Origin of the sequence: Chryseobacterium sp. S0630 (assembly GCF_024158915.1) — a bacterium.
In the GTDB taxonomy this organism is placed as follows: Bacteria; Bacteroidota; Bacteroidia; order Flavobacteriales; family Weeksellaceae; genus Chryseobacterium.
In genome coordinates this window covers 24,741-49,420 of the sequence record NZ_JAMZGF010000039.1, presented here as the reverse complement: position 1 = coordinate 49,420, position 24,680 = coordinate 24,741, and the positions used below count along the sequence as shown (strand labels likewise).

Sequence of the window (24,680 nt, the reverse complement as noted above, 5' to 3'; positions counted from 1 at the left end):
ATCATCCTAAAAAAATAATATGGGTAGTTTATAAACAAAAACCGCCTCAAGGAAAATGAGACGGCTTCTTTTTTATTGTAAAAAATAACGTCATTATTAGAAACTTGCTTTTACCTGCATACTTCCGATATGAATAGTTCTGTCACCGGAATTTCTTCCTTCGTAATTAAGATTCAGCTGGATAAACGAGTTGATAGCCTGTTGAATAAACACACTCCATACCTGGTTTTTTCCAGGTTTAAGCCCATCCAGCATCTGGTTTCCTACAATACTGAAATTGTTTCCTGTAAAGTTGTTACTGATGAATGAGAAGTTTCCACGGATAGACGTTTTTCTTCGCTCCCACTGAATTGTTCCCGTAACATCAAATGCTTTAAGAAGTTCTTCGCCATCCAATCTTTGTTTCTGACGGAAAGCAGAAGATAATTCAGCCTGGATAGCATCTGTAAATTTGTAAGTTGCTTTTGGCTTGGTTTCAAAATTATTGAGACGATAATCTCTGGTTTTAAATAATTGTGAAGAGTTTTGAATATCGTGCACCGAGTTTTCCCAATCCACTCTGAACTCTTTATTGAACCAATACCCTATATTCAGAAAATGAGAAGTCTGTTCACGTTCTTCATTACTGAAATTGGCATTGATGAGATTATCATTGGTGATGAATCTGTAATTTCCGTTCCAGCCTGATTTATCGGTTGGATTAAATTGCACGGAAGCAAGAATGTTCTGATTTTTAAGGATCTGATCACTGTTCTTTTCAAAAGGATTCAGAACAAGTACTTTTTCCTTTTTGTAGAATGAGTTTTGAGAATTTAATGAAATATTGAAATTCCAACGTTTTAAAAATCCATTTTCAGAGTTGAAAACAATGGCCGGATTGACAAATAGAGCCAACTGCAATTTATTTTTATTGGACGGAATATATCTTACAGAATTAGTATATACACGGATGTATTGGGCAAGATCTGAATACTCAGCGATTTCAAATTCGTCCAGCTGCTGAACACCGTCTCCGTTATAATCGGTCCATTTATAAACACCCTGTCCATCTGTTACTTTGATATACTGGAATTCTCTCTGGGCTTCCTGTCCGTTCCCCAATTCATAGAAAGCCTGAAGACGCATACCATTTCTGAACAGCTGTTGGTTGTATAAGATGTTTCCAACAACAAAATCATTATTACGGGTTACTTCACCTTCTGCACCTGCATAGAAGAATTTTCGGTAGTGAATCAGAGCATTTAAACTAGTTCTTTCGGTCTTGATAATCTGACTTTCAGCCATGATCCCCAAAATATTGTTCATATTCTGAAGTCTGTTATCACGTACTGAGTCATTATCTCTCATATATACTTTCGCCAATAATTTGGTTCTTGTACTGTCACCGATTTTCTTTTGCAAGAAGATTTCTTTCCAGCTGAAACTTGTGACATCCAAAAGCTGAGTATCATTGTACTTTTTCTCGTTATGCTCCATGCTTCCACCAATGGCCCAGCTTCCTTTTTTACCTGTAAACTCTGTTGAAACTCCACCACGGATGAACTTCGTATCCTGAAGAGTAGCATTGGTACTCAGATAAGATAGATTTCCTTTCGTAAAGAATTTTCCCGTCAGCCAGCCGAAGTCAAGGTCATTTTTAATCCCTTTGTAGGAATCCTGTTCATTCAGATAATTGATGCGGTAATTCAGCGTAGATTTATTATTCCATTTATTAAGGAAGCTGAAGGTAAATCTGTTCTGGGTCTTTTTATTGAATTCCTGTGTAAGGTTGAAGTCTCTGGAGAATTCCACATCATTGATACGATCAAGAATATGAAACTGTCTGTCTATATATTGATATTCAAAGCTTGGAGTTCCTCTCCATGTGTTCTTTGTGAAGCTTTTATTTCCAAAAATACGCCATGCATACCCCATGTTCTGATCAGAATCTTTTGATGAAAATAAATTGACATCATAATTACTCAGAGATATGTCAGCTCCTATTTTTCCTTCATTTAAAAGATATTCAGAGTTCAGAGAGTATACCTGCGATTTCTGTGGCGAAGGTAGTTTTCTTACGGCTCTGTAATCTCCGGCATTAGGGCCCACATATTCAAAAACACGTCCGTTGTTAGTGGTCTGTGCTATTTTATAGTCTCCCTGATTAACTCCGAAATAGGTAAAAGAAACCTGATAAAGCGTTAAACCTGAATCTGTAGAATATTCATAGAAATTTCCTGCGGGACTTAATTTGTATAAAATTTTATTGACATCATATTCCGTTATCACTCCTGAAGGTGCATACATCAGATCAGGATTATTTCCAGCTTCGGCAAGAATTTGTTCATCTTCTTTAGAAAGGTTTAGAGAAAGAGGTGCATTTTTGTTGTCATTTTCCATAAACCAGTTTAATCCTACTTTGAATTTCTCTCTCTGATGCTCAAGCTTCCCTGTAAACAAATACCTTGAATAATTTCTGTTGGCGTAGTTATAAGAAATGGTAATGAAATTCTGCTGGAAAATAGGACGGAAACTGGTAAAGGTAACTTCACCTGTATTGTAATTGATAATATAATCCTGGTTTTCACCACGCTTCATTAAAATTCCATCAATGAAAACCTGTTCAGAACCCGAGATCAGCGTGATAAATTGTTCTCCGTTCTTACCAGTCAGACGGTAAGGTCCCTGGTTACCTTCAACCCCCTGAAAACGTATTCTGTGGAATTCACTTCGGGCAACCCCTGCGGAGATATCTACGAAGGTCTTATTCTCTTTACCGAATTCTGTCTGGAACTGAAGTCCCATACTTCTTCTCTGGTATTTGGCAAAATAATTCTTAGCTTCTACAAGATCAAGATGTCCCGCCCTGAGGATAGACTTATCTTTAATATTAAGCTGCATATAAATTTTGTCAAACTCCTCTAAAGTCTGGGTATAACCATCAGCCTGAATAGGGAGGTTGTGATCTGAAATACTCGCTAAAATAGTCACATCTTTTGATAACCGTCCCGAAATCTGAAGATCCATAGAACTCTGTACAGATTGCCCCTGATTATTACCAAAAGTAATCCCTCGGATAATAGAACCTTTTGAATTAAGTTCTCCTAAGAATCTTTTTTTATCATTCTTGGCCAATACTGCTTCATCAATAATGATCTTATTATGCGTTCTTATGAAATCAAGAGTGTCCTTTGCAAAGATGTCCTGTTCCAGCTTTGCTGCAAGAATACTGTCTCTTTTGATGCTGTCTTCCGGGACGTTGGGATTTTTCCACGAAAAGACCTGAGCATTTCCTGAAAATATGCCTAAGAAGAACAAAACGAATAGAATGACAAAATTCCGCAACTTTTAAAAATAATTCGTAAAAATAATTAAAAAATGTTAACATTAAGAGGTCAACTATAATTAACAAAAACTTAACCTCTTTATTGTCCCCAAAAAAAAATTAGAATGTAGTTTTGTTACGGAAAGAAAATTATTAACAACAAAAAAATTAAATCATGAAAAAACTTTATTCTCTTTTTGCAACAGTTGTGATGAGCGCAGTTGCTTTTGCACAAACAACTTACCTTTGGGATGGGAGTTCTGTAAATCCTATTTCTGGTACAAATGCTAATATTTCAAGTGTAGCATTTGCAGCAACTCAGGGAAATAATAATGGTACTACTAATTTAATTACTACTTCATCTGTGTCTTCAGGATATACGGGGGCAAGTGGATCCAGCAATTTTGGTGCTGCAGCTTTTAAAGAGGTTCTTTCAACTGCTACAAGTACTTATTTTAGTGTAACTGTTACTCCTGTTGCCGGTAATAAAGTAACTTTAAATTCTTTAAACTTAGGATCCAGAGGAACTTCTACAGGACCTGGAAAAATTACTGTATATTCCAGTATTGATAACTATGCAACAGCGATAGGTACTGTAATTGTTAACAATAATAGTACATGGACATTGAATAACATCGCTTTTTCAGGATCTAATTTAGTAGGGGCAGAATCAGCTCCGGTTACCTTAAGAATTTATGGAAGTGATAGCCCTGGTACAGGAACTCCATCTCTTGGTACTGCCAACTGGAGAATAGATGATATTTCTTTGACAATTACTTCGTCTACTGCTTCTTTAGCGGTTATTGATGCTAAAAACACAAAGTCAGGAAACTTTGTAAAAAACTCTTTCGTTAAAAATAATGAGATCATTTTTGGAGCTGATGTAAAAGACGTGAAAGTTTTCAATATGTTCGGACAACTTGTAAAAGAAGCTTCAGTAAGACAAAACGAATCTGTAAGTGTTGCTGAATTGGCAAAAGGAAACTATATCGTTACAGGTACAGTAAATAACCAGCCGGTTTCTCAGAAAGTACTTAAAGACTAATCTTTTTTAAATAAAAATATAAACAGCCGCTTCAACGAAGCGGCTGTTTTTTTGTGATTGTTTACTGATTTTTAGATTTTTGTATTCCATATATTTCTTAATTTGGTGGTATTGTTTTTGATGTTTTATTTTTATTCCATTTCTTAAAATTATTACGATGAAAAAAATCTTTACTCTTGTTGGATTTGTATTCTTAACTTCTTTTTCCAATGCCCAGATTGTGATCAATGAAATCTATGGAGGTAATGCCAACTCAGGGGCTGTACTGAAGAATAATTATATCGTCCTTAAAAATATCGGAACTAATTTAGTTTCCTTGACGGGAGCAAGTATTCAATATGCACCGGCAATAGGTGCTTTTACAGAATATCATACGCTGCCGGATTTTACTTTAGGACCGGACGAAACCTATTTAATTCAGGAATCAGCAATTGAAGGAGGTGTTGAAAATCTACCAACACCAGATTTTATTGCCACCACAATAACTAATTTTGACGGAACGCCTAATCCATCTTCCGGACTGAAAATCTCCAGTGTATCAGGAAAAGTAGCTTTAGCCGGAAATATAGTTCAGGTGGCAGGACCTTCTGCATCCAATGTACTGGATTTTGTAGGGTACGGATCCAATGCAGATCAGTTTAAAGGAGATGGACCAGCTCCTTCTCCCACTACAACTACAGCTATCAAAAGAACTTTGGTAGGCAGTAATGATAATATGACAGACTTTTCTCTTGAAGGCAGCGTGAAATCTGGCTTTGTGCAGAATCCTTTTATAAAAGACAGTAAAGTAGTGTTCGGAACTGAGGTGAAAGATGTGAAAGTGTATGATACATTCAGGCAGGTTGTTAAAAAATCACCGACTAAACTGGCCTCAACTCTTGATATCGCAGAGCTTCCAAAAGGAACTTATATTGTTACAGGAACGATTAACAATATTCCTATCTCGCAGAAAATTATAAAAGATTAGTTTTAAATAAGAAAGGACAACCGATAACAGGCTGTCCTTATTTTTTATTTTTCAGAATCTTAATACCAGCCTCTTCTTGCTGCATTAATAATTGATCCGAGATTAAGAATTAAAGTGTATCTGATACGCTTTCCATAATCTTTGAATGAAGGTTCAAATCCTAAAGAAGACTGTATCGGGAAATAAACTTCCAGAAAATCTGGAATGATTCTTACTTTAACTCCGGTGTCCCAGATGAATTTGGCAGGAAGATCTTTGTTTTTATAAACTCCGGCATCTGCGTATACGTGGAATATTTTCCAGACACTTGAATCTACATTGGCAGAAGTGATCCATTGGTTCACTGTTCCCGGAAGAAAAGATTTAAAACCACCATCAGCTAATATAAATTGCTGAGAAAGAAGGCCACTGCTGGCACTTTCTCCCAAAAGGGTATAGGAGAATGAATAATTGGAAACCCTTGAAATTCCATAATCGAAAAGGTTATTTCGGGTATTGTTTCTTAAGAAGTATCCGGCAAATAAACGTAAGCTCAGTTTTTGTTTAGGAGCAAATTCCCATCTGTAGAAACCTTCAGCTGTTATTTTATTGAAATCTTCCATTCCCTGGGTGCTTAAGCTGAAGCTTTTTTCATGAATCATCTGGCTATCGCTATAACCATATCCGATACTCCAGAGGTTATATTTTTGGTAGTCATTATTGGCGATCATTTTAGGACTCAGATCCCTTTCAAAATAATTATAGGAAATTCCAAGGCCTCTGCTTACTGTACTTCTTGGGTTCTTTCTGAAGTTAATGGACGATGATATTGAGGTTTTTCTGTAGGCAAGATCATAATCATAATGGAAATAAGAGCCTGAAAGTCCAAATGTCAGACTTCGGATAATACTTTCTGCAGGCAGAATAGAATAGGAGACAGCTCCTGAACCGGTCAGTTTGCCTGTTCCTGTACTATAAGTTGGAGTTACTGAATACAGGAATTTCTGATCAAAGAAAGACTGATTTTTAAAATTGGCTCCCAAAAGAAATTTATCATACGTATTGTTGAAACGCACTCTTGGGCTGATGTAAATTTCATTGTATTCCGGATTGGGAATATCTTTTATTAGTTTAAGTTTAATTTTTTTTGCATTGGAAAACAGTCCTTTCGCATATAAGAAATTATCTCTGTAATTGGATTCAGGGAAAGTATAGCCACTATTTAAGGTGACTTTGTAAATATTTTCTGATGCAGGAAGAGATAGACTGGTAGTACGTTCATTTTCTTCGGTATCTATCCAGTAAGCCTTCTTTTCTCCTTCTTTGGTTTCTGTTTCCAGTTTTACCGGAATGGAAATATCGGTATTCCTAACAATTTTTATTTGTAGTGAATCATTTTCCTTTCTGATATTTTTTAATTTAAAATCAACCCTGTTTTTCTGTTTAAAAAAGTCAGAAAGATAGGCTGTTGATTTATTGTTTTCAGAAAGAGAAGCCAGAAACTCATCAGGGTTAATTTTTTTTCCGGAATTCTGAGAAATATAATTTTTTAGAATCCCATTGAATTGGTCATATCCCATTTTGTCTGCCGAGTAGTTGAAAAGACTTCCCGTTTCAAAACTGCTGATAGCCATATCATTGAAATTACTCAAAACAGGGAAATGTTCATCGATCTTCTGATCAAGGTTTTGCAGCATGATATACTGGTATGAAAGTCCATAGCGATCCAGAAGTTTTACTTTGGATGCATGGAATAACTTTAAAGGTTTAAGCCCAAAGATTCTGGTCTCAGGAAGTGTACCTAAAAGTTTCGTATCACCATAGAATTTTTTGAGATACTGAATTTCAAGATAAGATTTTAAACCATTTTTAAACCAGTGATCTTTTTCTTTATCCGCAATCACGCCTTCATCAAGAATTTTCTTGGCAATGATTCCAAAATAATCCAGATCAGTCTTTTCTGTATCGGTAAACAGACGGAATTTAAACTTCCAGAAAGTAATATCATTATTTCCGAAAAAGTCTTCTTTAGCTCTGAATTTATCTGAAATAAAAATGCTTTTCGGAAGAAATCCGATGCGTTCCTTAATGAATTTTAATTGTAAAGGAAGATAAAACTCAAGGTTTTGTTTTTCTTCCGGTTTAAGATTATATCCAAATTTGATTTCGATTTCATCTCCATCAACATTGGTTTTGATGGATTGAAACTCTGTTGGAGAAATCAAAAACTCAGGGTCTGAATCAAGATATCCCTTAAATGAATTCATCTGAACCTGCGGAAGATTACCTTCAACAAAACTATTGACAGGGATGTCAAAATTGATGGTCCAGAAAGTATTAAAACTTACCTGTTCCTCAATATCGTGGTAGTTTCTTTTGGAAATATTGTCCGGATCAAAATGATCCGGAACAATAAAGAAATATTTTAATACAGTATTCTGAGCGGATGTTCCGTATCCCGTAAAATTTTTATCGGGAAGCTGCATCCTGTACTGCAACTGTAAAGTGACGCTTTCGCCAGGTTTTAATACATTTTTCAGAGGAATAAAAAGATTTTCATCTGAGAGTGTATTGATGGGAAGAGCTTCATTGTCAGAATTTTTAATATTCAGTTCAAGAAGTTTCCCCAATTGATCATTTTTTGCAAAATGCAAATCATTATTTCGGTCTTCCAGTTTTCTGTAGACTAAAGAAGTTCCCCGTTTATTGTACGCGGAAACCCAATTCAGGAGTTTTACGGTTTGAAGGTCTTTTCCGGAGTGATTGTAATAAACAATTTCCTGGCGGACATCAAGGTTCTTTTTGTCAGGAGACAGTTTTGTTTCAATGTATATACTGTCTGTCTGTGCAGAAACCTGTACAACTCCACATAACAAAATAAGGCAAAGGCTGATCTTTTTCAAATATTCGTGATAAAGCCCAAATATAACTTATTTTGTATATACTTTATAGGATTTTAACCCTGAATTGCTTTTTTTTCCAAAGAATTAATATAAGCATTCCATCCCTCTGTTTTATAAGTGATTGCTGATGCTTCAGGATCATTGGATTTGTAGATTCCTCTTCCTACGATAATAAAGTCTGTATGAAGTGTTTTAAAAACATGTTCCGGTGTGTTGTACTGCTGTCCTTTACCATCTCCTGAATCTGCAAGGTTTACTCCCGGAGTGAATAATAACAGATCCTCAGGAATTTTATTCTGAGATACACCACCAATAACGTTAGGGTGAGATAAAGCTACTTTTAAAGCTTCTTCACGATAGCTTGCTGTGGTTAAAGCACCTTTTGAAGACATTCCGACGATGGCTACCACTCCTACATTTTTGAAACAGTCTAATGATTCAAAACCTCCGATCACCTGAGACGTTACAAAATCAGCCCAATCTGTAATTTTGAAAACTCCGCTTGTAAACTGAAGTTCCTGTGTATTTCCGATATCAGCAAATTTTCTGTCTTCCATCAGTAAGAACTGGTGTTTTGCAGCGATTGCTTTCAGAGGAGTAATTGTTTTTTCATATTCGAAATCAGAGATAATATCGATATGAGTTTTTAAAGCAATAATATGTGGGCCTACTTTTTCAGCAAGTTCCAATAGCTCCTGAGTGGTTGTAACATCAGCAGAAGCAATAAGGTTTGATTTTTTTGCTAAAGCAGTTTCCAGTAATTTTTTTGAAACGGAATGTTGTGTTGACTGAAGTTTCTGCTCATAAGAAGATCTTGTTTCTTCTTCAAACTGAATGTGATTCCCTTGAAGGAAATCCTGAATTCTTTTTACCTCTTCATCAGACAATTCTCCGGTTTCCTGAAGAATATTGCATACTTCCGAAATATTGAAAAGTGTATGTACTCTGTAGCCTTTACTTTCCAATAATTGTTTTCCTCCCTGTTCTCTGTCAAGTACCACCACAATGTCAGAAACTTTAAGATCTTCCTGTTCTATTTCAGGAATAGTTTCCAGCAAAGATTTTCCAGAAGTGATCACATCCTCTACCAAAAGACAGTTTTGTCCTTTCTGGTAAATTCCTTCAATCAGCTTCTTTGTACCGTAGCTTTTCGCTTCTTTTCTTTTAATAATTAATGGAATATAGCTTTCCAGAGACATTGCAGTCGCCATTGGAAGAGCAGCATAAGGAACTCCACAGATTAAATCAAAATTATCTAATGGAAGCATTTCCAGTAAATAATTAGCAAGATTTTTTAAAATTTTAGGATCTGAAGCCAAAGGTCTCAAGTCTACATAAAAAGGACTTTCAATACCACTTTTCAGGGTAAACCTTCCGAATTTAATGATTCCTAGTTTGTAGCACTCTAAGAAGAATTCTTTTTTACTTTCCATTATTTTTTATTAGATATTGCAAATTTAAGGAATTGAAATAAGGCTTAAAAATTTATCGCTCATTTGTCAATAAAAAACCACCCCGGATGGACCAGGATGGTGTGAAATTGTACATTTTTATTGGAGGGAATGTTTTTTCTTTCTAATCCCTATTATTTAATTTTACTTTTTCTTTTGTGCTTTTATTTATTTTTTAATTCTTTCTGTTCTGAAGAAATATCCCAATTTCCATTAGAATTAAGTTTATATTTATTTACATTAATATGACAACATCCTATAATACTTTGTGTTGTAATTACTCAGAACATCTGATAAGACTTGCAGGGCTATTATTTAAATTATTAAAAGGGTTTTTAGTTTGTATATTTTTCTTTGCAGTCTTATCATAAAAACCAGACCATGTTAAAATTATCTTAGAATCATCAATTATTTCAAAATGGCCAACTGCTTTTTTATGATCTAAATTATCCCAATTCTGCATTTCATCTGGAAGTGGGATAATTGAAGGAAAGTCAGTAAAGTAAAATTCATATTTATTATTACTCACTTTTTTTAATTGAGCATTCATTGAAAATCTGCCAGGTATTGTAAACTGTATATTGTTAATGTTTGTTTTAATACTAATGAATTTATCAGCTTTACAGTCTGTTGCCCAAATAGAAGATTGGGTAATCGTTATAGAATCTGATTCTTTTACTACTGTTGATGGTTGATTTTCAGTTTGATGAGTAAGATCCGGAAAGTTTTTTATGAAAAAATTATTATCTGCAAAAGGTGGTAAAATTGATACTTTTAGTTTTTTTAAAAAATCCCATTTCTTTGTCTTTAAATTATAAAGGTATAAGTCAGCAATACTTTCTTTTTTTATATTAATACTTTCTTCTGTGCAACCAGAAGATGTATCTAAGTACTTTTTTGTTATTTGAAAACAAAAAATATTATATAAGTCATAATTGCCATTCAAAAGCTTAGAAACAATTTTATTTTCAGTTTCCCAATCATCATATTCATATTTATTTTCCTTGAAATATTGATCTTTCCAAAAAGAAATAAGCGTTTTATCTTTTGGAATGAAATGAACAGAGAAATAACCTTCTTTTTCACAATCTAAATAATTGTAATGAGGATGGTCAGCTGGTGTTGATTCATCAACAGACATCGAATATCTTTTGAAATATTTCTTATTAAGAAAATCAATCTGAGTGATTTCTTTATTAATAACTTTTGTCGTTATATTTTTTTCTTTTGCATCATTTCTACATGATACTAATAGAAATAAAAAACTTATTATTGTTACTATACTATTTAATCGGGTTACCATTTTTATCAAATTTTGTTTTCATATAATCTTCTGCTTTTACTCTGTATGAACCTAGGTCACGGAAATTATTGAAACCATCACCTTTTGTTGCTGCCTCAATGTGGCAATGCCAGTATTTTTTGTTAATTCCCGAGCCTTTTACTCCATTTGGAAATTCACTGCTTGAAGCATTTCCTGTCGATCCTGATTGGGCTACTTTTTGGCCATGTTTTACTTTTTCCCCTTTTTTAACATATATTTTATTAAGATGACAATATAAGATAAATACAGTTTTCCCATCTTTGTCTTTAGATTTTATCATTAAAGTATTACCTAAACTTTTATACCTATATTCGTTCGTTTTAAAAGTATTTACTACAGCTGTAACTTCGCCACACATTAGAGAATGTACATCTTTATATGTTGGACCTGAAAGAATATCTATCCCTTTATGCCCTCTTTCAGAATTATATCCAAATCTATTATTATTTTTTCCTCCATTATCTGAACTTATCTCGGGATTTTCCCATACATCAGCATAATCAAAACATTGTGAACAATCTTCTGGACATTCATTTTTGGATTGAGGTTCTTTATTATCATTCGATTCACAACATCCATATCCAAATTCTTTTAAAAACCCTTTTTTTAAATGTAGTTCTTTACTTGGTTCAATTAATTCTTCTTTAAGGTTTTTCTCGTAAATGGTCTTTACCATATCAAAAGTATATGACGGACTTTGTTGTCCATAAGGCGAGTCTGGCAAACTTGCCCAGCATAAGCTAGAAATAAGAGCAGCTTTTTTGATATCATAATCAATAATCATTTGGATGATATCTCCTTGTTTTCCTTTAAATCTTTTTCTCCATTCTTTTAATTTTTCTTCTTTTACTGTATCACGAATCTTCTTTTTTTTATCTTTCCACACGACAGGATTATAGAAACTATCTGAGCGGTCTTGGATGTAATTGTGCTTCATAATTACTAAGCAGAATTTATCTTGAGATTCTTGATTAAAGCTAGTGATATTATATTTTTTTGAATAGTCCAACTTTTCAGAATAATTCCAATTTTTATTTTTGTCCTGATAATGTCCTGTTAAATTTTTCCATGTATCTGTCATTATTTGATATGCACCTGCAGCTGAAGATGAATATTTGCCAGATGTAATTACTTCTTCAGGATGCTTGCTTAAATCTGAGAACTGTTTTCCACTATATTGAGTAGTGTAACCTCTTTCTGTATCTGTACCTTCTTTTACTCGTAACATTCTGATAAATGCTCTTACTCTTGCTTCACATTCACACACTTTTTCATCTTTTGATTTATTAGAAGGTTGTGTCTTTTCCACCCCTACCGCACTCTTCACCTTCTCCACTTCTACCAAACCTTCCGAATTTACCCCAAATTTCTGAGATTCCGCAGAAAGATACTTGGAGATAATTTCTATAAAATAGTTTTGTTTATATGAATCCAGATCACCGATACGAGAGTCTATTCCTTTTTCAAAAATATCTTTAGTAATGATAAATCCTGAAGTGTCATATACATCGGCAGGAATTTTAATCATTCTACTTCGGTAGACTTCATCGTGGAATACTGAGTCAGATTCCCAGATGACATATTGAATGTGCTTTCCCATCATATTCTTGGAGTGAATTCTTACCCTTACTTTATCACCAACGGCTACTTTGGACAGCTCTTTTCCTGTATTATCAATGAAAACAGCTTCTATAATATTACCATTAGGATCAGGCTGTTTCGGAACACCTCCTTGTCTGACCGGAAATTTTGGCGTATGTTTCTCAGGCTGTGGCTTAGGTTTGGGTTGATTTTGGCCTTTATAATCTGGATTGGTTACATCTACGTTCACTTGGCTGGACCCCTGAATCTCCCCTGAATACGTTGCGGTAATATAATACTCTTGATTAACTCCTTCATCTTTGTCATCTTTCATCATAAACTGATTGGCAATCTGACGAAGAATTTTTTCATCCGACATCAGCGGTATTTGTACTTCTGCAATACCATTTGCATTCACTCTCGCTTTGTAGCTGCATGTATGTCGGTTATTTTTGTTAATAACAGGATTATGTCCTTTTCCCGGAGCATCATCTTCCCAAAGATGGAATTCTATCTCTTTATTAAACATGGCGATGCAGTGAGCCTGCGCAATCAGAATATCGCGGTAACTGGCTTTATTGATATCTTTTGCTCCTCTGTTAAAAAGTACTACTTTATCTATTTTTGGAACCTTGTTTCTGGTAGGGATAATGGGAAGAGTACCTGCCAGCTCTTTGGAATTAGGAAGCCCGGGTAAAATTCCTTTTTTAGTTTCATAGACTTCCATTTGAAATTCTATTCCCAGTGCTATTTCTCCAAATTTGTAAGTTACTTTTTGACCGGTTTTTGGCTTAACGGTAATATCTTTCCATAGTCCGGTTTTTTGTTTCTTGTAAATATACCATTCATATTCACCTTTGAGTCCAAATGAAAGGATAGAAGGTTTTACTTCGTAGGAATATGTTTTTCCTACCTGAGGATTTTGATCTCCAGTAATATTTCCTGCCATGGCTAATATAATTTATAAATAACTTCCGGCTGGAAACTATTTTGACAGATATTACTTTTCAGAGCAGATTGCAGGAGAGGATGAAGGATTATACCTCCATATTGGATTACATTTTTTTTCATTGTGTTTTTGTGTTGGTTCAAAAACAAAAATAAAAAAAGAAATGATGTAGTGATATAAAAAAACCACCCCGGATGGAACAGGATGGTGTGAAAAATATAATAAACTGTTATTTTACGATTTCAGCATCAATGACTTGAGCGCCGCTATATTTTTGCTGGGCTTCCCACAATAAAAATTTGTCAACCTCTTTGATGAGTTTAGGAATGGTAAGCGACAATACTGCCAGGTCATCCATAACTCCCAGAACCGGTATCACAAATTCAGGAAGGAGGTCAATAGGAGAGAGTACATATAAAATTCCCAGTAAAGGAAGAATAATGTCTATGGATTTCATTGGATAAATTCCTTTTCTCCACATTTTGACCATTCTGAAAATATCAGGGATCTTTTTGATAAAGCCCTTATGATTGATGGCTTCTTTTGCAAGATTTAATTTTGAATATTTCATTTTGTGTTTGGATTTAATAAATTTTTCAATGCTATAAATTTCGCAAATCCTGTACCAACAAATTATAAAATTTAGTTAAAATATTACTTGATAATATTGTCAATGAACTGATGCACAGTCTCTGTGTTCCAGTCTTTTGTAGCATCCTCTTTAATAAGGATTCTTCCATGCTTATCCAGTAGGAAAGTGGTAGGAAATACCTTTGGAAGAATTTTCTCAGAAATTGGACTTTGAGCAATATATACAGGAACGGTATAGTTATTTTCTTTCAAAAACTTTCTTACATCCTCTTCCTTATCATTCATGGCAATCAAAACAAAATCTACATGATCTTTTCTGGTATCATACAGTTTCTGAATAGAAGGCCATTCTTTTCTACAAGGCGGGCACCATGTTCCCCAGAAGTTAAGGAAAATACCTTTGTCCTTAAAGTTTTTAAGATTAGTGCTTGGTGCATTAATTCCTTTAAGTTCTATATCATAATCCTCTTCACTGATATGAACTGCATTTTCTATAGTGGCTACCGGAAAGAATGTATCCTTTAGAAAGTTTCTTACTCCTGGTATAAAAGCAACACCAGCAATAATGACAATAATTACAAGATAAATGACACTTTTTTTCATATCTCTTTTTTATAGAAGATCCAAAATTTCCTGAACAGCATCTTTTCCTCTGTTTTTGGCATAATATATCTGCAGATCATTATAGAAAGTATCTTTTGGATAGGCTTCAGGATCGGCTTTATATTTCATCAGGAGTTCGTATCCATATTTGGGACGTGGGCCCCATGAATTTTTTACATTCAGATCTTTATCAAGGATAATTACTTTAGGAATAGATTCCGTACCATTGGTCAAAAACTGATTGATTAAGCTTTTATCACTGTCTCTAAGGAAAACTCTTACTTCATTATGCCCTTCAAAAAATCTGAAAAGAGCAGGTACTGTTGCGCTTGCATCTCCGCACCATGCTTCAGAAATAATTAAAATCTTTCCGTCAAAATTTTTGGCAGCAAGTTCTTTCAGCTGATCTTCATCCGGAACGTATTTTTTTACCGTTCTGTCCATTCTGTGAAGTCCCAGCTCATAATATTGTTTATAGTCAGCTTCCTGTTGGTTGGCAGGATTCTCTAATCTTTCTTTTGCAATCTGAAGATATTCTTCAAACGAAATTCCTTGATCCCAGTAATTTTTCATTACCAAAAATATTTATGTTAAAAATTATTGATGTTTCTTGTTTTATTGATCAAAAACAGGTCTGCCAGTACAAATGCAGCAAGGCCTTCCACTACCGGAACAGCTCTTGGAACTACACAAGGATCGTGACGCCCTTTTCCTTCTACGATGACAGGATTTCCGTCTTTATCAATACTATCCTGTGGTCTCAGAATAGTAGCTACAGGTTTGAATGCTACACGGAAATAAATATCCATTCCGTTAGAAATTCCACCCTGAATACCTCCGGAAAGGTTAGATTTTGTCGTAAAATCTGTATTGAAGGCATCATTGTGCTCTTTTCCTGTCATTTTAGCTCCGCAGAAACCGCTTCCATATTCAAAACCTTTGCAGGCATTGATATTCAGCATAGCTTTTGCCAGCTCAGCCTGAAGTTTTGAGAAGATGGGTTCACCAATTCCCACAGGAACATTTTTAATCACACAGGTGATGGTTCCTCCGATGGTATTCCCTTCTTTTTTGATCTCTTTGATTCTTGCAATCATCTTTTCTGCCGTTTCAGCATCCGGACAACGCACATCATTGCTTTCTGTTTGAGAAAAGTCTAATGCCTGATAAGGTTTTTCACAGAAAATATCACCTACGGAAGATACGTAAGCGTTGATCTCAATATTGGGTAAAAGTTGTTTGGCAAGTGCTCCGGCAACTACCCAGTTCATGGTTTCTCTTGCAGAAGATTTTCCACCACCACGGTGGTCTCTGAAACCAAATTTCTGATCATAAGTAAAATCAGCATGACTTGGGCGATAGGCTCCTGCGATATGGTCATAATCTTTCGATTTCTGATTTTCGTTTTCAATGATAAAACCAATGGGCGTACCTGTTGTTTTGCCATCAAAGATTCCGGAAAGAAACTTTACTGTGTCGCTTTCTTTTCTTTGTGTAACGATTGCTGACTGGCCGGGTTTTCTTCGGTTCAGTTCGTACTGAACTTTATCGAGATCTACCGCTAAACCAGCCGGAAAATTATTGATGATACCGCCATAAGCCACTCCGTGACTTTCTCCAAATGTTGTAAGACTAAGAAGATTACCTAATGTGTTGAACATGATACAAAATTACCTTTTTTTCTTCAGATAATAAAGTTTCTGGATTTGTTCTATTTATCAGTGTTTTTGATATTATTGATAACCTTTTGGGCTTCCTCTTTTTCTTCTGAGGTCATTTTTTTCGGGATAAACCCTTTTTTGATGTCATTTTTGTCCGAAAGCTGTGGAAAAATACCTGCCTTCACATCATCAAAAAGATAAGCCGGAGTAATTGCCGGAAGTGGAGTATCAAAACTATAGGGATAATGGTGAGAAACATTAAACTTTAAATTTCCTACCTTAAATGAGTTATACTGCTGATATTCATAGGTTGAAGGCTTGTATATCTGCTCTTTTTCAAATCCGGTCATAAAACTTCCCACCCGGAAACTTGGAATATATTTTTGAATAATTCCCGGAAAAGATAATATTGAAATAAAAAATAAGCTGAGTGCTGAAAAGACAATAATGGATTTCTTCTGATCAAAATATTCATAAAATAAAATAAAGAATACCACGAAAAAGACATCCGTAAAAAACCTGTACTGGGCTGAAAATGCAAGAACTACTATACTTTTTATCAACAATGAAATGCAGATCAGAGTGATAAGTTTTTTCTTTTTTATCCAGGCGAATACTATGAAAATAATTAAGCTCAGAACAAAGAGAATATTAATTTTGGATTTGATCCCTTCCAGAGAAAACCAGTTTTTGATATAATCTGCAGTCGAGAATTTTTGAATTTCCTCATAGGTATACTGCATATCATAGGTTTTCATGATGGCAAATTGTGAAGAAATTTTTAAAATCTCCGGATCAGGCTTCCAGGATACTCCTATATCACCTATTGCTATCGGAAAAACCGGATATCCGAATGTCCAGATATTTTTAACGAAGAATAAAAATAGTATTGAACTCCCTAAAAGAAGTTGTTTAAAGTGACTTCTGAAAATAAAAACAGAACTTAAGAAAACCAGTATGGGCAGCCATATCATCGTAGGTTTTATCGTAAAGACAAAAACTGAATACGCAAATAGGAGCGTGGTATTTCTGTTTCCGGCTATAACTTCATTTAAAATAATCAATGAAAAGATAATAACAGGAAGGTCCGGGCTTGGAGACTGGGAAAACAGTAGTAATATCGGCAGAAAACAAAGATGGATCCAGTTTTTTCTTTCAATACTATACATGCCGTAGATGATAAGCAGTATAGAATTGATTCTTAAAAATGGGTCTGAGAAATTGGAAAACCCTGCCTGAAAAATATGCCAGACAGACATTTGTCCTAAGGTGAGGTCTACATTCGAGATGCCTTTTATAAGTCCATATTCTGTAAGCCATTTCAATGTAGGAATATAATACCCGAAATGATCCAATATATAAGGATAGAAAGAACCGGCGAATATAACAGTCAGAGAACTTACACTTAATACTATAAAATCCTTCTTTGAAAATTGATGGAATTCCTGGTAAAGTTTATTTTTAAAGAAAGAAAATAATCCCAATAGTATTGAAGGTGCTTCCACATTGATATTTAAGGGAATGAAAAAAGAAATAATTGTCCATATCAGGCTTATTCCAAGGATTCCGGATAAAATTTTTCCAGAGATTCCCTGAAATAAAATTCCCCACATATTTTCCATGATCTTTCCCCAGCCCATCAGGACAGGTATGATGAAAATGGAAGAAAACAGAATCAATATCATAAAAAAAAGATTGCTTAAAAGTAAGCAATCTTTATATTTTATCATTAAAAATATTTATTAACGGGGTTGTACCCTTCCGTCTTTTCTATCCTGTGATCTACCAATGGTATATCCGGTTGCACCACCTACAACACCACCAATTACAGCACCTAATCCTCTGTTTTTCTTAGCGATTAGTGCTCCGGCAGCAGCTCCACCTACAGTACCAATGACGGTTCCTTTGGCAGCTTTACTCCATCCTTTTTTCTGAGTAGTTCCCTGTGAAGTCCCACTTCCGTTATTGGCATAACTTCCGTTGCTACTTCCTGAGCCAGAATTTGAATTTCGGTCTCTATATACTGTTCGTGTTTCTCTGATCACCTGTGGTTTTGAATTATTTTCAGCAGCAGCTCTCGCTTTTTTGCTTTCTGATACACTATCTGCTTTTTTTTGAGCTTCATATACCATTTTTTCCTTTTCAATAGCCAGCTTTTGTTTTTCTATTTCAAGTTGTCTGGCCTGAAATTCAAGTTTCTGTGCTTCCAATGATTTTTCAGCAACGCTGTCATCTTTCTTGCAGGCCGTCATTAAAAAGACGGATAAAAAACCTGCTAATACTATCTTTCTCATAATTCAAATTTTAATACGATAAAGCCAAAATGACTTTGATTTTAATTCTATTTTCAATTATGAAGCCAAATTTTAGTTAATAAGTGTTAAAAGTGATAATTAAAAAGAGAGTTAATTTTAAAAGATGATCAGTTTTATACTGTTGATGGTACATTCCGAAGGTTTAAGAATAAAGGCAGCTTTTTTTAATGATATGCTTTCATAGGTGAAAATAAAATAAATTGAATTAAATGTTAGCTGAATATTCCCTGTTCTCTGTTTGTTTTTAAAAGTATTTGTAAATTTTATTTCATTGATAGTTTTTATTAAATTCATATAAGTTGAGTATTTTTGAATACCAAATTACTTTTTAATATGAAAAAATCAATTTTTACAGTATCAGCATTGATAGGATTGCTGACTGTTGCTACCTCTTTTTCCTCCAGGGAAATAGCAGAACCACATAAAGTCAGTTCAGAAATAGCTGACAAAACACCCGAAACTCAGACCTATAAGATTCGTTATGGTCTTCTTTCAAAAAACGGAACAAAAATTCTTTCAGGAAATTATGATGTAGGAAGTTTCCTTGCTGAAAATATGACGACTGGAGAAGTGTATGATACTTATTATGGTGGTGGATTTCAATCTGTTCCACAATATTATGATGCGCTTCCTGCAGGAACCTATATTTTTTCTGCAATGCAGGGACAGGGAGGATGGGTTGGCTATGGAACAGTAGTTGCAACAGTTTCTGATGCACAGGTAGATTCTGATGGATATATCACCGTATATATTCCGATTATTTGGGAAGAATAAGCCTTGTGAGCAAACAAATATTTAGCTAAATTTACCCATTCCAGAGATGAAGATGTTTCCATCATTCAATAATTATATATGGTTTTTAGATTAAATATAACCTATAAAGCATTTTGTAATGCAAATTATTTTTGATAGTCTTCAGCGAGGCAGCTTGATTCTTATAGAAAGTATTCATTCTTCTGTTGTGATATTGGGTTACATTTTCTGTTTAGAAAATGTAAAATATATTAGTCATGCTGAATGATTCTACAATATTCTGTTTGGATTTTTCTAAATAGATTTTTTTCATCATTTGTGTTTTTTAGGCCTCCGTCAGGAGGCCTTTTCTTTTGAATGCTTTTTATGATTTTACGCATATAATAATTGTTCAAAAACTGATACTTTTATTACAAACATTTTCATTCCATATTTTATAATAAAAGGCTGCTCAAATAGAACAGCCTTTTATTTATATATTATCTAAGGTAACTTTTATTTTGCTAATGATGCGATGCATTCTGTTGGTCTGGTAATTCAGAAGATTAAAAATTTCATTTGAACTGGTGAAAACCTCAGGAACGATTTTGTGGTTAATGGTTTTTATTCCTCGTCTTTGCATCGTTTCATGGATTATTCTTGCAAAAGATTCTTTTGCACTTTGTTTTGCTTTATCCTGAGAAATTCCATTGGAATGCAGTCTGTAGAGATACAAAGGTTCTTTGAGGTATTTTACTTCTCCCTGTTCCAGTATTTTCAGATAAAGATCCTGGTCTACCGCATTTTTCAGATTGGGATTAATTCCTGTCGTTCTTAAATAAACCTCTCTTTTAAAGGTGAAAAAGTGGGCAAACTGAATAGGGTAGTTGAAGAAATAACGATTGTTATAAATTTGTTTAGTACCCGTATAAATTTTTTCCGGAACAAGGTTCTCGTTGCAAAGTATCATTTGAGAATATATGGCAGCAAGATCATCTCTGTTCACAAATTCCAGCGCTACTTTTTCCAGTGCCTCAGGATGAAGAGCATCATCAGGGTCAAGATATGCACATAAATCTCCCTGAGCATATTTCATGCATTTGGCTTTCGTAGATCCACAGCCTTCATTAAGGGCATTATGATAAAGCTTAAAACGGGAGTCATTTTTGATCAGAGACTCTATAATCTCAACCGAATCGTCTGTAGAGGCATCATCAATAATAATTACCTCCCAGTTTTCATAGGTTTGATTGATTAATGAATGATAGCACTCCTTGAAATACTTTCCATTATTATAGTTTGCTATAAGTATAGAAAAATTTGTCACGGTCTTTTTGAATTAATAGTGTAAAATTATAAAATAATATATACTGAAAATATAATCTCAATCATTATATATCTAGTATTTTTTTCTTATATTTAGCACACTGTGAAGTGTGTTGTGCTTTTTTAAGAATAAGATATTTCACCAACACTAAGAAATATAATCATATAGATTTTGATTATTGTCTTTTTTTGAGAAATAAAGTAGATGGCCTGAGAATTCGGTATTTAAAAGAAATAATAATTTTATGATTATACTCATAAAATAAAAAAAAAGACTGGTATATCTTTGGCTAAGAATTAATAGATAAAATAATTTTTATCTCTGATATAAAATTTTTTTTCATCATTTGTGTTTTTTGAGGCCTCCATTTCTGGGGGCTTTTTATATAAAGGATTTATATGATATTTTATGTTGATCTTCATGGAATTTTTCATAACTTTTTTGTGTCATGATTAATATTTTTCTGACGGATGTAGCGAGTGTGCCAATTTGTTATTGAAAATACTTTTTATGGCAGATCAGCTCTTTTAAATTTTTTTATGTCCTGAATGTAAATTTTATTTTATTAAAATGTAAATTATTTTTTTTTTAATACTTTTGCCCGAGCATTGGATTTATCTGAAACTATTAAAGGTAATTATGAAGAGGTTTTTAAGGTATCAGTAAAATCTGTTTTAAATGTTGAATTGGTGAAAATGGTGCCACAACAAGAAAATGACTTTTTTTCTCAAAATCGTTATTCTTGGCACGATTTTTCAATATAGAAATGTAACTCATGTTTAATTTGAGTTTTCATGGTTATTAGTTTTTATCCTCGGAATTTCCGGGGATTTTTTTTATCCTGATATGACGCTACTCATAAAAGTGTGTTGGATCAAACTTCTATTTTTGAACGAGATAATTTTCTATCCATCATTACTTTTTACATTATTTATCAAGCTCTTCTTTGATCTGGAAGAGCTTTTTTTTATGAATAGTATATTACATTATGAATAAAAAGCCATAAAGATTGAATAGCCCGTGGAAAAGTACTGTTAGAATAAAACTGTATTGGTAGGCGTGTTTGTTGTAATAGATGTAAAGATTATTTAAAATAATACCGCCGAAGAATGTCATAGCAATATACAGCCCATTATAATAATGCATAGAGGCAAAAATACTGCTCATAATGATTATGCAGAGTATTCTATTATTGATTCTCATCCATTTGCTTAAAACCAGGTAAGGGAGATATTGAAATAGAAAAGTCTCCAGAAAAGGAGCGATAAATATTGCGATGAAGTTTAATTCTTCTTTCGAAATATTGTTGTACCTACTTTGATTGACATCGAAATGAAAATAGATATCATTTATATAATTAAAAAAATATCCATTCAACAGAGCAAGAGAAAATGAAATGATGAAGAAGAATAGTAATTTTTTCATGCGTAAATATTGATAATAAAAAAGAATGGAATATTAAAAAAGCTGAAAGTATAAAAACAAAAAAACCTCTAAATAACTTAGAGGTTTTTTTTGAGGTACCTAGCGGATTCGAACCGCTGTAGATGGTGTTGCAGACCACTGCCTAGCCGCTCGGCCAAAGTACCATTTTTACCATTTTTGAGGTGTGCAAATATAGTAAAATTTCTTTATGAACAAAAGTTTTTAAGCAATTTCTTTCTTTCCAAGATCTTCAATTTCTCTTTTTGCTTGAATCTCAGCCTGATAATTTTTGATGTTAATTACCCTTGTATCACTCCAGCTGTCATGCCATCCGTTTACACCAAGAAATGATATCCCATCAAAAGGAACAATTCTGGAAAGACTTCTGTAAAAAATTTGCTGGGTAGTTGGCTTTGTACCGTCTGTACTGATTACTTTGGTTCCGGTAATATACTTTGCAACGGTTCTTCCATCTAAAAAGTTTTCCATCAAAAAGTAATACACACAATAATTGAAATTTCCAATAAAGAGCTGCCATATTATATTTCCATTACTATAGAAGTAGAAAAACTCAATTGAAGTTACTTCATACAGTAAATTAAACATAATAGAGAGGAGATAATTAATAGCATATATTACGATAAGATCGAGTAAATTATTAGCAAGCCTTGTCCATGACGAGGCTTTATTGTATTCAACAACATTTAGAATTCTTTTCATAGTCAGTTATTAGTTTTTTAATTTAGTCTTTAAAATCCGTTCACAAGTAGCTTTAAGGAGGCGTTTGTATCAATAACCGCTGTAATACCTGTATTGCTGAGCAGAATTTTACTAGGTTTAAGATTGAAAACTTTTCCATTCATCTTTAATCCTTTATAATATTCTTTGTTGAAAGCTTCTTCGATACTTTTTCTTGAAGTTTCTTCCAGTTCCTGAGTTGGGATACCATATTCTTCTTCAATCATTTTTACGATTTTCCCCTGAAACAGGAGAGAAGCTGTTTTCTGAAGAATATTGGTAGTTTTCAGTTTGAATTTGGTTTCTGATAAAACAATTTTTCTTTTTGTTTCGTCATACACCGGAATTCCTGAAATAATAGAAGTTCCTTTGATATAACCATCAGTTTGAGCCTCAATAACTACTCTGTCATCAACACCGTACACTCTGATATCTGTTACTTTTACTTTGGAGTCGCGAATATCAAATTCCTTATTCAGGAAAGTTTTTCTCGCCATATTACTCGCTTCTGTAAAAGGAATATTGGCTGTCGTCTGCAGAATAAATTTGTCAGCAACTGTAGGTGTTGTATTAAAATTGGCAACACTGGTTACTGGTGAAGAAGCGGCAGGTTTATTTCCTGTAAAAGTTTCAGAAAAAATATCTACACCAAGGGTAGCATTGATCTGATTTCCATAAAATTTCAAAGGAGTGATATTGACTCCCACAGGGCTTACTTTCAGCCATGTATTATATTCTTCAGAAATATTGAAGGGCTGAAGGAAAGTATTCCAGGCCATTAAGGCATATTGCTGGAAATTCAGCTGTGTAGCCATTTGCTGATCAATAGTTTTACAGAATTTTTCCTGTTGCTCCTTTAAACTTTTTTCAACAATGGTAGTAATAGGAATCTGTATTCTTCCATAGTCCAGAACAGGTTTTGTTACCCATCTGAAGCCATTGGGCCTGGTATTCGTAGTAATGGTCCAGTTATTTTTAAAAGTAACGGTGGTATTGAAAGACATTACCGTTTCGAAAGTAGTATTTTGATAGGTATATACTCCTAATGTACCAATTCCTTTTTCTGCCCATATTTTTAAAGGAACTTCAATCAGCAGATTCTGGCTGGTTCCTCCTACAAGGCGGATAGGTCTGGTCTTCCAAACTTTTACCTTAAACTGATCATTGTTATTGTCTGTATAAGAATCATCCTGATATACAAGATCTTTCACGGAAGCATTGATCATATTGCTCAGTTCCGAAAGGGGAATGGTTACAGGCATTGTAATACTGGATCTGATCTTCGGAAAGTTATAAGCCGCCAACTGATTATCAACGCCGGCCTGGCCAAAAATGCTGATTCCCGCTACTAAAAATAATATTTTAACGAATTTCAATTTGTATGTTTTTTTAATGAAACGAAAATAAGGATTTTAATTTTCCGGTTTAAAGCTTTTTTCCAACTCAATGCTGGCACCTTTCATTTCTCCCTGCATAGGTGGAGCTGTTTTGGTGATTTTTAATTTAATATAATCAACCTGTGGAAAGCTGTCATGAATTTTTGTGATGATTCTTCCTGCTACATGTTCCAGTAATTTGGATTTTATTTTCATTTCACCGTGAAGGATATCATTGATATCTGCATAACTTATGGTGTCATGCAAATCGTCGGAAGTGGCTGCTTTCCACAGATCGGTATGAAGTTCTGCATTCAGAATATAATAGGTACCGATGATATTTTCTTCAGGAAGTACACCATGGTACGCATATATTCTTACATCTTCAAGATATATTTTGCTCATTGCA

20 protein-coding genes and 1 tRNA gene are annotated in these 24,680 nt (G+C 34.0%); 3 read left to right on the top strand and 18 right to left on the bottom strand.

All coding sequences use genetic code 11. The annotated features are described in order from the left end of the window. Positions 1–96: 96 nt before the first annotated feature. Entirely contained in the window at positions 97–3,324 is a 3,228-nt protein-coding gene (locus NK356_RS16360) for a hypothetical protein (RefSeq protein ID WP_081906417.1), read from the bottom strand. A gap of 155 nt (positions 3,325–3,479) precedes the next feature. On the opposite strand from NK356_RS16360, the gene NK356_RS16355 reads away from it, so the two are divergent. Together NK356_RS16355 and NK356_RS16350 are read left to right on the top strand one after the other, a co-directional pair. Continuing rightward, positions 3,480–4,349 (top strand): T9SS type A sorting domain-containing protein, encoded by an 870-nt coding sequence (locus NK356_RS16355; RefSeq protein ID WP_051934289.1) that lies wholly within the window; start codon positions 3,480–3,482, stop codon positions 4,347–4,349. Between the two features lie 157 nt (positions 4,350–4,506). Then, complete coding sequence (locus NK356_RS16350) at positions 4,507–5,316, top strand: T9SS type A sorting domain-containing protein (RefSeq protein WP_034694899.1); 810 nt, start codon at positions 4,507–4,509, stop codon at positions 5,314–5,316. Between the two features lie 59 nt (positions 5,317–5,375). Here the strand turns inward: NK356_RS16350 and NK356_RS16345 are convergent, their stop codons facing one another. The 11 genes from NK356_RS16345 to NK356_RS16295 form a co-directional block, all read right to left on the bottom strand. Beyond that, on the bottom strand, positions 5,376–8,198 hold the full coding sequence (locus NK356_RS16345; protein WP_253317472.1) for an aminopeptidase: 2,823 nt from the start codon (positions 8,196–8,198) through the stop codon (positions 5,376–5,378). Positions 8,199–8,251: 53 nt separating this feature from the next. Next, a complete protein-coding gene (gene pyrF, locus NK356_RS16340; RefSeq protein WP_034694901.1) occupies positions 8,252–9,631 on the bottom strand; it encodes an orotidine-5'-phosphate decarboxylase in 1,380 nt (459 codons plus the stop codon). A 295-nt stretch (positions 9,632–9,926) separates the two neighbouring features. Beyond that, positions 9,927–10,952 carry a hypothetical protein gene (locus NK356_RS16335; RefSeq protein ID WP_253317471.1) on the bottom strand — a complete coding sequence of 342 codons (1,026 nt, stop codon included), beginning with the start codon at positions 10,950–10,952 and terminating at the stop codon, positions 9,927–9,929. Continuing rightward, positions 10,933–13,503 carry a peptidoglycan DD-metalloendopeptidase family protein gene (locus NK356_RS16330; protein WP_253317470.1) on the bottom strand — a complete coding sequence of 857 codons (2,571 nt, stop codon included), beginning with the start codon at positions 13,501–13,503 and terminating at the stop codon, positions 10,933–10,935. Before NK356_RS16330 ends, NK356_RS16335 begins: the two co-directional genes overlap by 20 nt. A 229-nt stretch (positions 13,504–13,732) precedes the next feature. Then, positions 13,733–14,074, bottom strand: a complete 342-nt coding sequence (locus NK356_RS16325; protein WP_034694904.1) for a YkvA family protein — start codon at positions 14,072–14,074, stop codon at positions 13,733–13,735. 83 nt (positions 14,075–14,157) lie between these two features. Next, positions 14,158–14,697 carry a TlpA disulfide reductase family protein gene (locus tag NK356_RS16320; protein ID WP_034694906.1) on the bottom strand — a complete coding sequence of 180 codons (540 nt, stop codon included), beginning with the start codon at positions 14,695–14,697 and terminating at the stop codon, positions 14,158–14,160. Positions 14,698–14,706: 9 nt separating this feature from the next. Then, positions 14,707–15,270 (bottom strand): thioredoxin family protein, encoded by a 564-nt coding sequence (locus NK356_RS16315; protein ID WP_253317469.1) that lies wholly within the window; start codon positions 15,268–15,270, stop codon positions 14,707–14,709. Positions 15,271–15,287: 17 nt separating this feature from the next. Continuing rightward, complete coding sequence (gene aroC / locus NK356_RS16310) at positions 15,288–16,358, bottom strand: chorismate synthase (protein ID WP_034694909.1); 1,071 nt, start codon at positions 16,356–16,358, stop codon at positions 15,288–15,290. A 50-nt stretch (positions 16,359–16,408) separates the two neighbouring features. Then, complete coding sequence (locus NK356_RS16305; RefSeq protein WP_253317468.1) at positions 16,409–18,043, bottom strand: hypothetical protein; 1,635 nt, start codon at positions 18,041–18,043, stop codon at positions 16,409–16,411. Positions 18,044–18,100: 57 nt separating this feature from the next. Beyond that, positions 18,101–18,652: a YMGG-like glycine zipper-containing protein gene (locus tag NK356_RS16300; RefSeq protein ID WP_034694911.1), complete on the bottom strand. Its 552-nt coding sequence runs from the start codon at positions 18,650–18,652 to the stop codon at positions 18,101–18,103. 117 nt (positions 18,653–18,769) lie between these two features. Continuing rightward, positions 18,770–18,967 carry a hypothetical protein gene (locus tag NK356_RS16295; RefSeq protein ID WP_253317467.1) on the bottom strand — a complete coding sequence of 66 codons (198 nt, stop codon included), beginning with the start codon at positions 18,965–18,967 and terminating at the stop codon, positions 18,770–18,772. 39 nt (positions 18,968–19,006) lie between these two features. Here NK356_RS16295 and NK356_RS16290 point away from each other — a divergent pair, with 39 nt between their 5' ends. Further along, complete coding sequence (locus tag NK356_RS16290; protein ID WP_253317466.1) at positions 19,007–19,447, top strand: hypothetical protein; 441 nt, start codon at positions 19,007–19,009, stop codon at positions 19,445–19,447. 451 nt (positions 19,448–19,898) lie between these two features. Here the strand turns inward: NK356_RS16290 and NK356_RS16285 are convergent, their stop codons facing one another. The 6 genes from NK356_RS16285 to folB form a co-directional block, all read right to left on the bottom strand. After that, positions 19,899–20,732: a glycosyltransferase family 2 protein gene (locus NK356_RS16285; protein WP_034694917.1), complete on the bottom strand. Its 834-nt coding sequence runs from the start codon at positions 20,730–20,732 to the stop codon at positions 19,899–19,901. A gap of 981 nt (positions 20,733–21,713) precedes the next feature. After that, positions 21,714–22,157: a CPBP family intramembrane glutamic endopeptidase gene (locus tag NK356_RS16280; RefSeq protein WP_253317465.1), complete on the bottom strand. Its 444-nt coding sequence runs from the start codon at positions 22,155–22,157 to the stop codon at positions 21,714–21,716. 93 nt (positions 22,158–22,250) lie between these two features. Then, positions 22,251–22,321 (bottom strand) — tRNA-Cys (locus NK356_RS16275). Between the two features lie 58 nt (positions 22,322–22,379). Then, on the bottom strand, positions 22,380–22,877 hold the full coding sequence (locus NK356_RS16270) for an RDD family protein (RefSeq protein ID WP_081906418.1): 498 nt from the start codon (positions 22,875–22,877) through the stop codon (positions 22,380–22,382). A 29-nt stretch (positions 22,878–22,906) separates the two neighbouring features. Then, on the bottom strand, positions 22,907–24,271 hold the full coding sequence (locus NK356_RS16265; protein WP_253317464.1) for a DUF4403 family protein: 1,365 nt from the start codon (positions 24,269–24,271) through the stop codon (positions 22,907–22,909). Positions 24,272–24,307: 36 nt separating this feature from the next. Continuing rightward, on the bottom strand, positions 24,308–24,676 hold the full coding sequence (gene folB, locus NK356_RS16260) for a dihydroneopterin aldolase (RefSeq protein WP_034694921.1): 369 nt from the start codon (positions 24,674–24,676) through the stop codon (positions 24,308–24,310). Positions 24,677–24,680 lie beyond the last annotated feature (4 nt).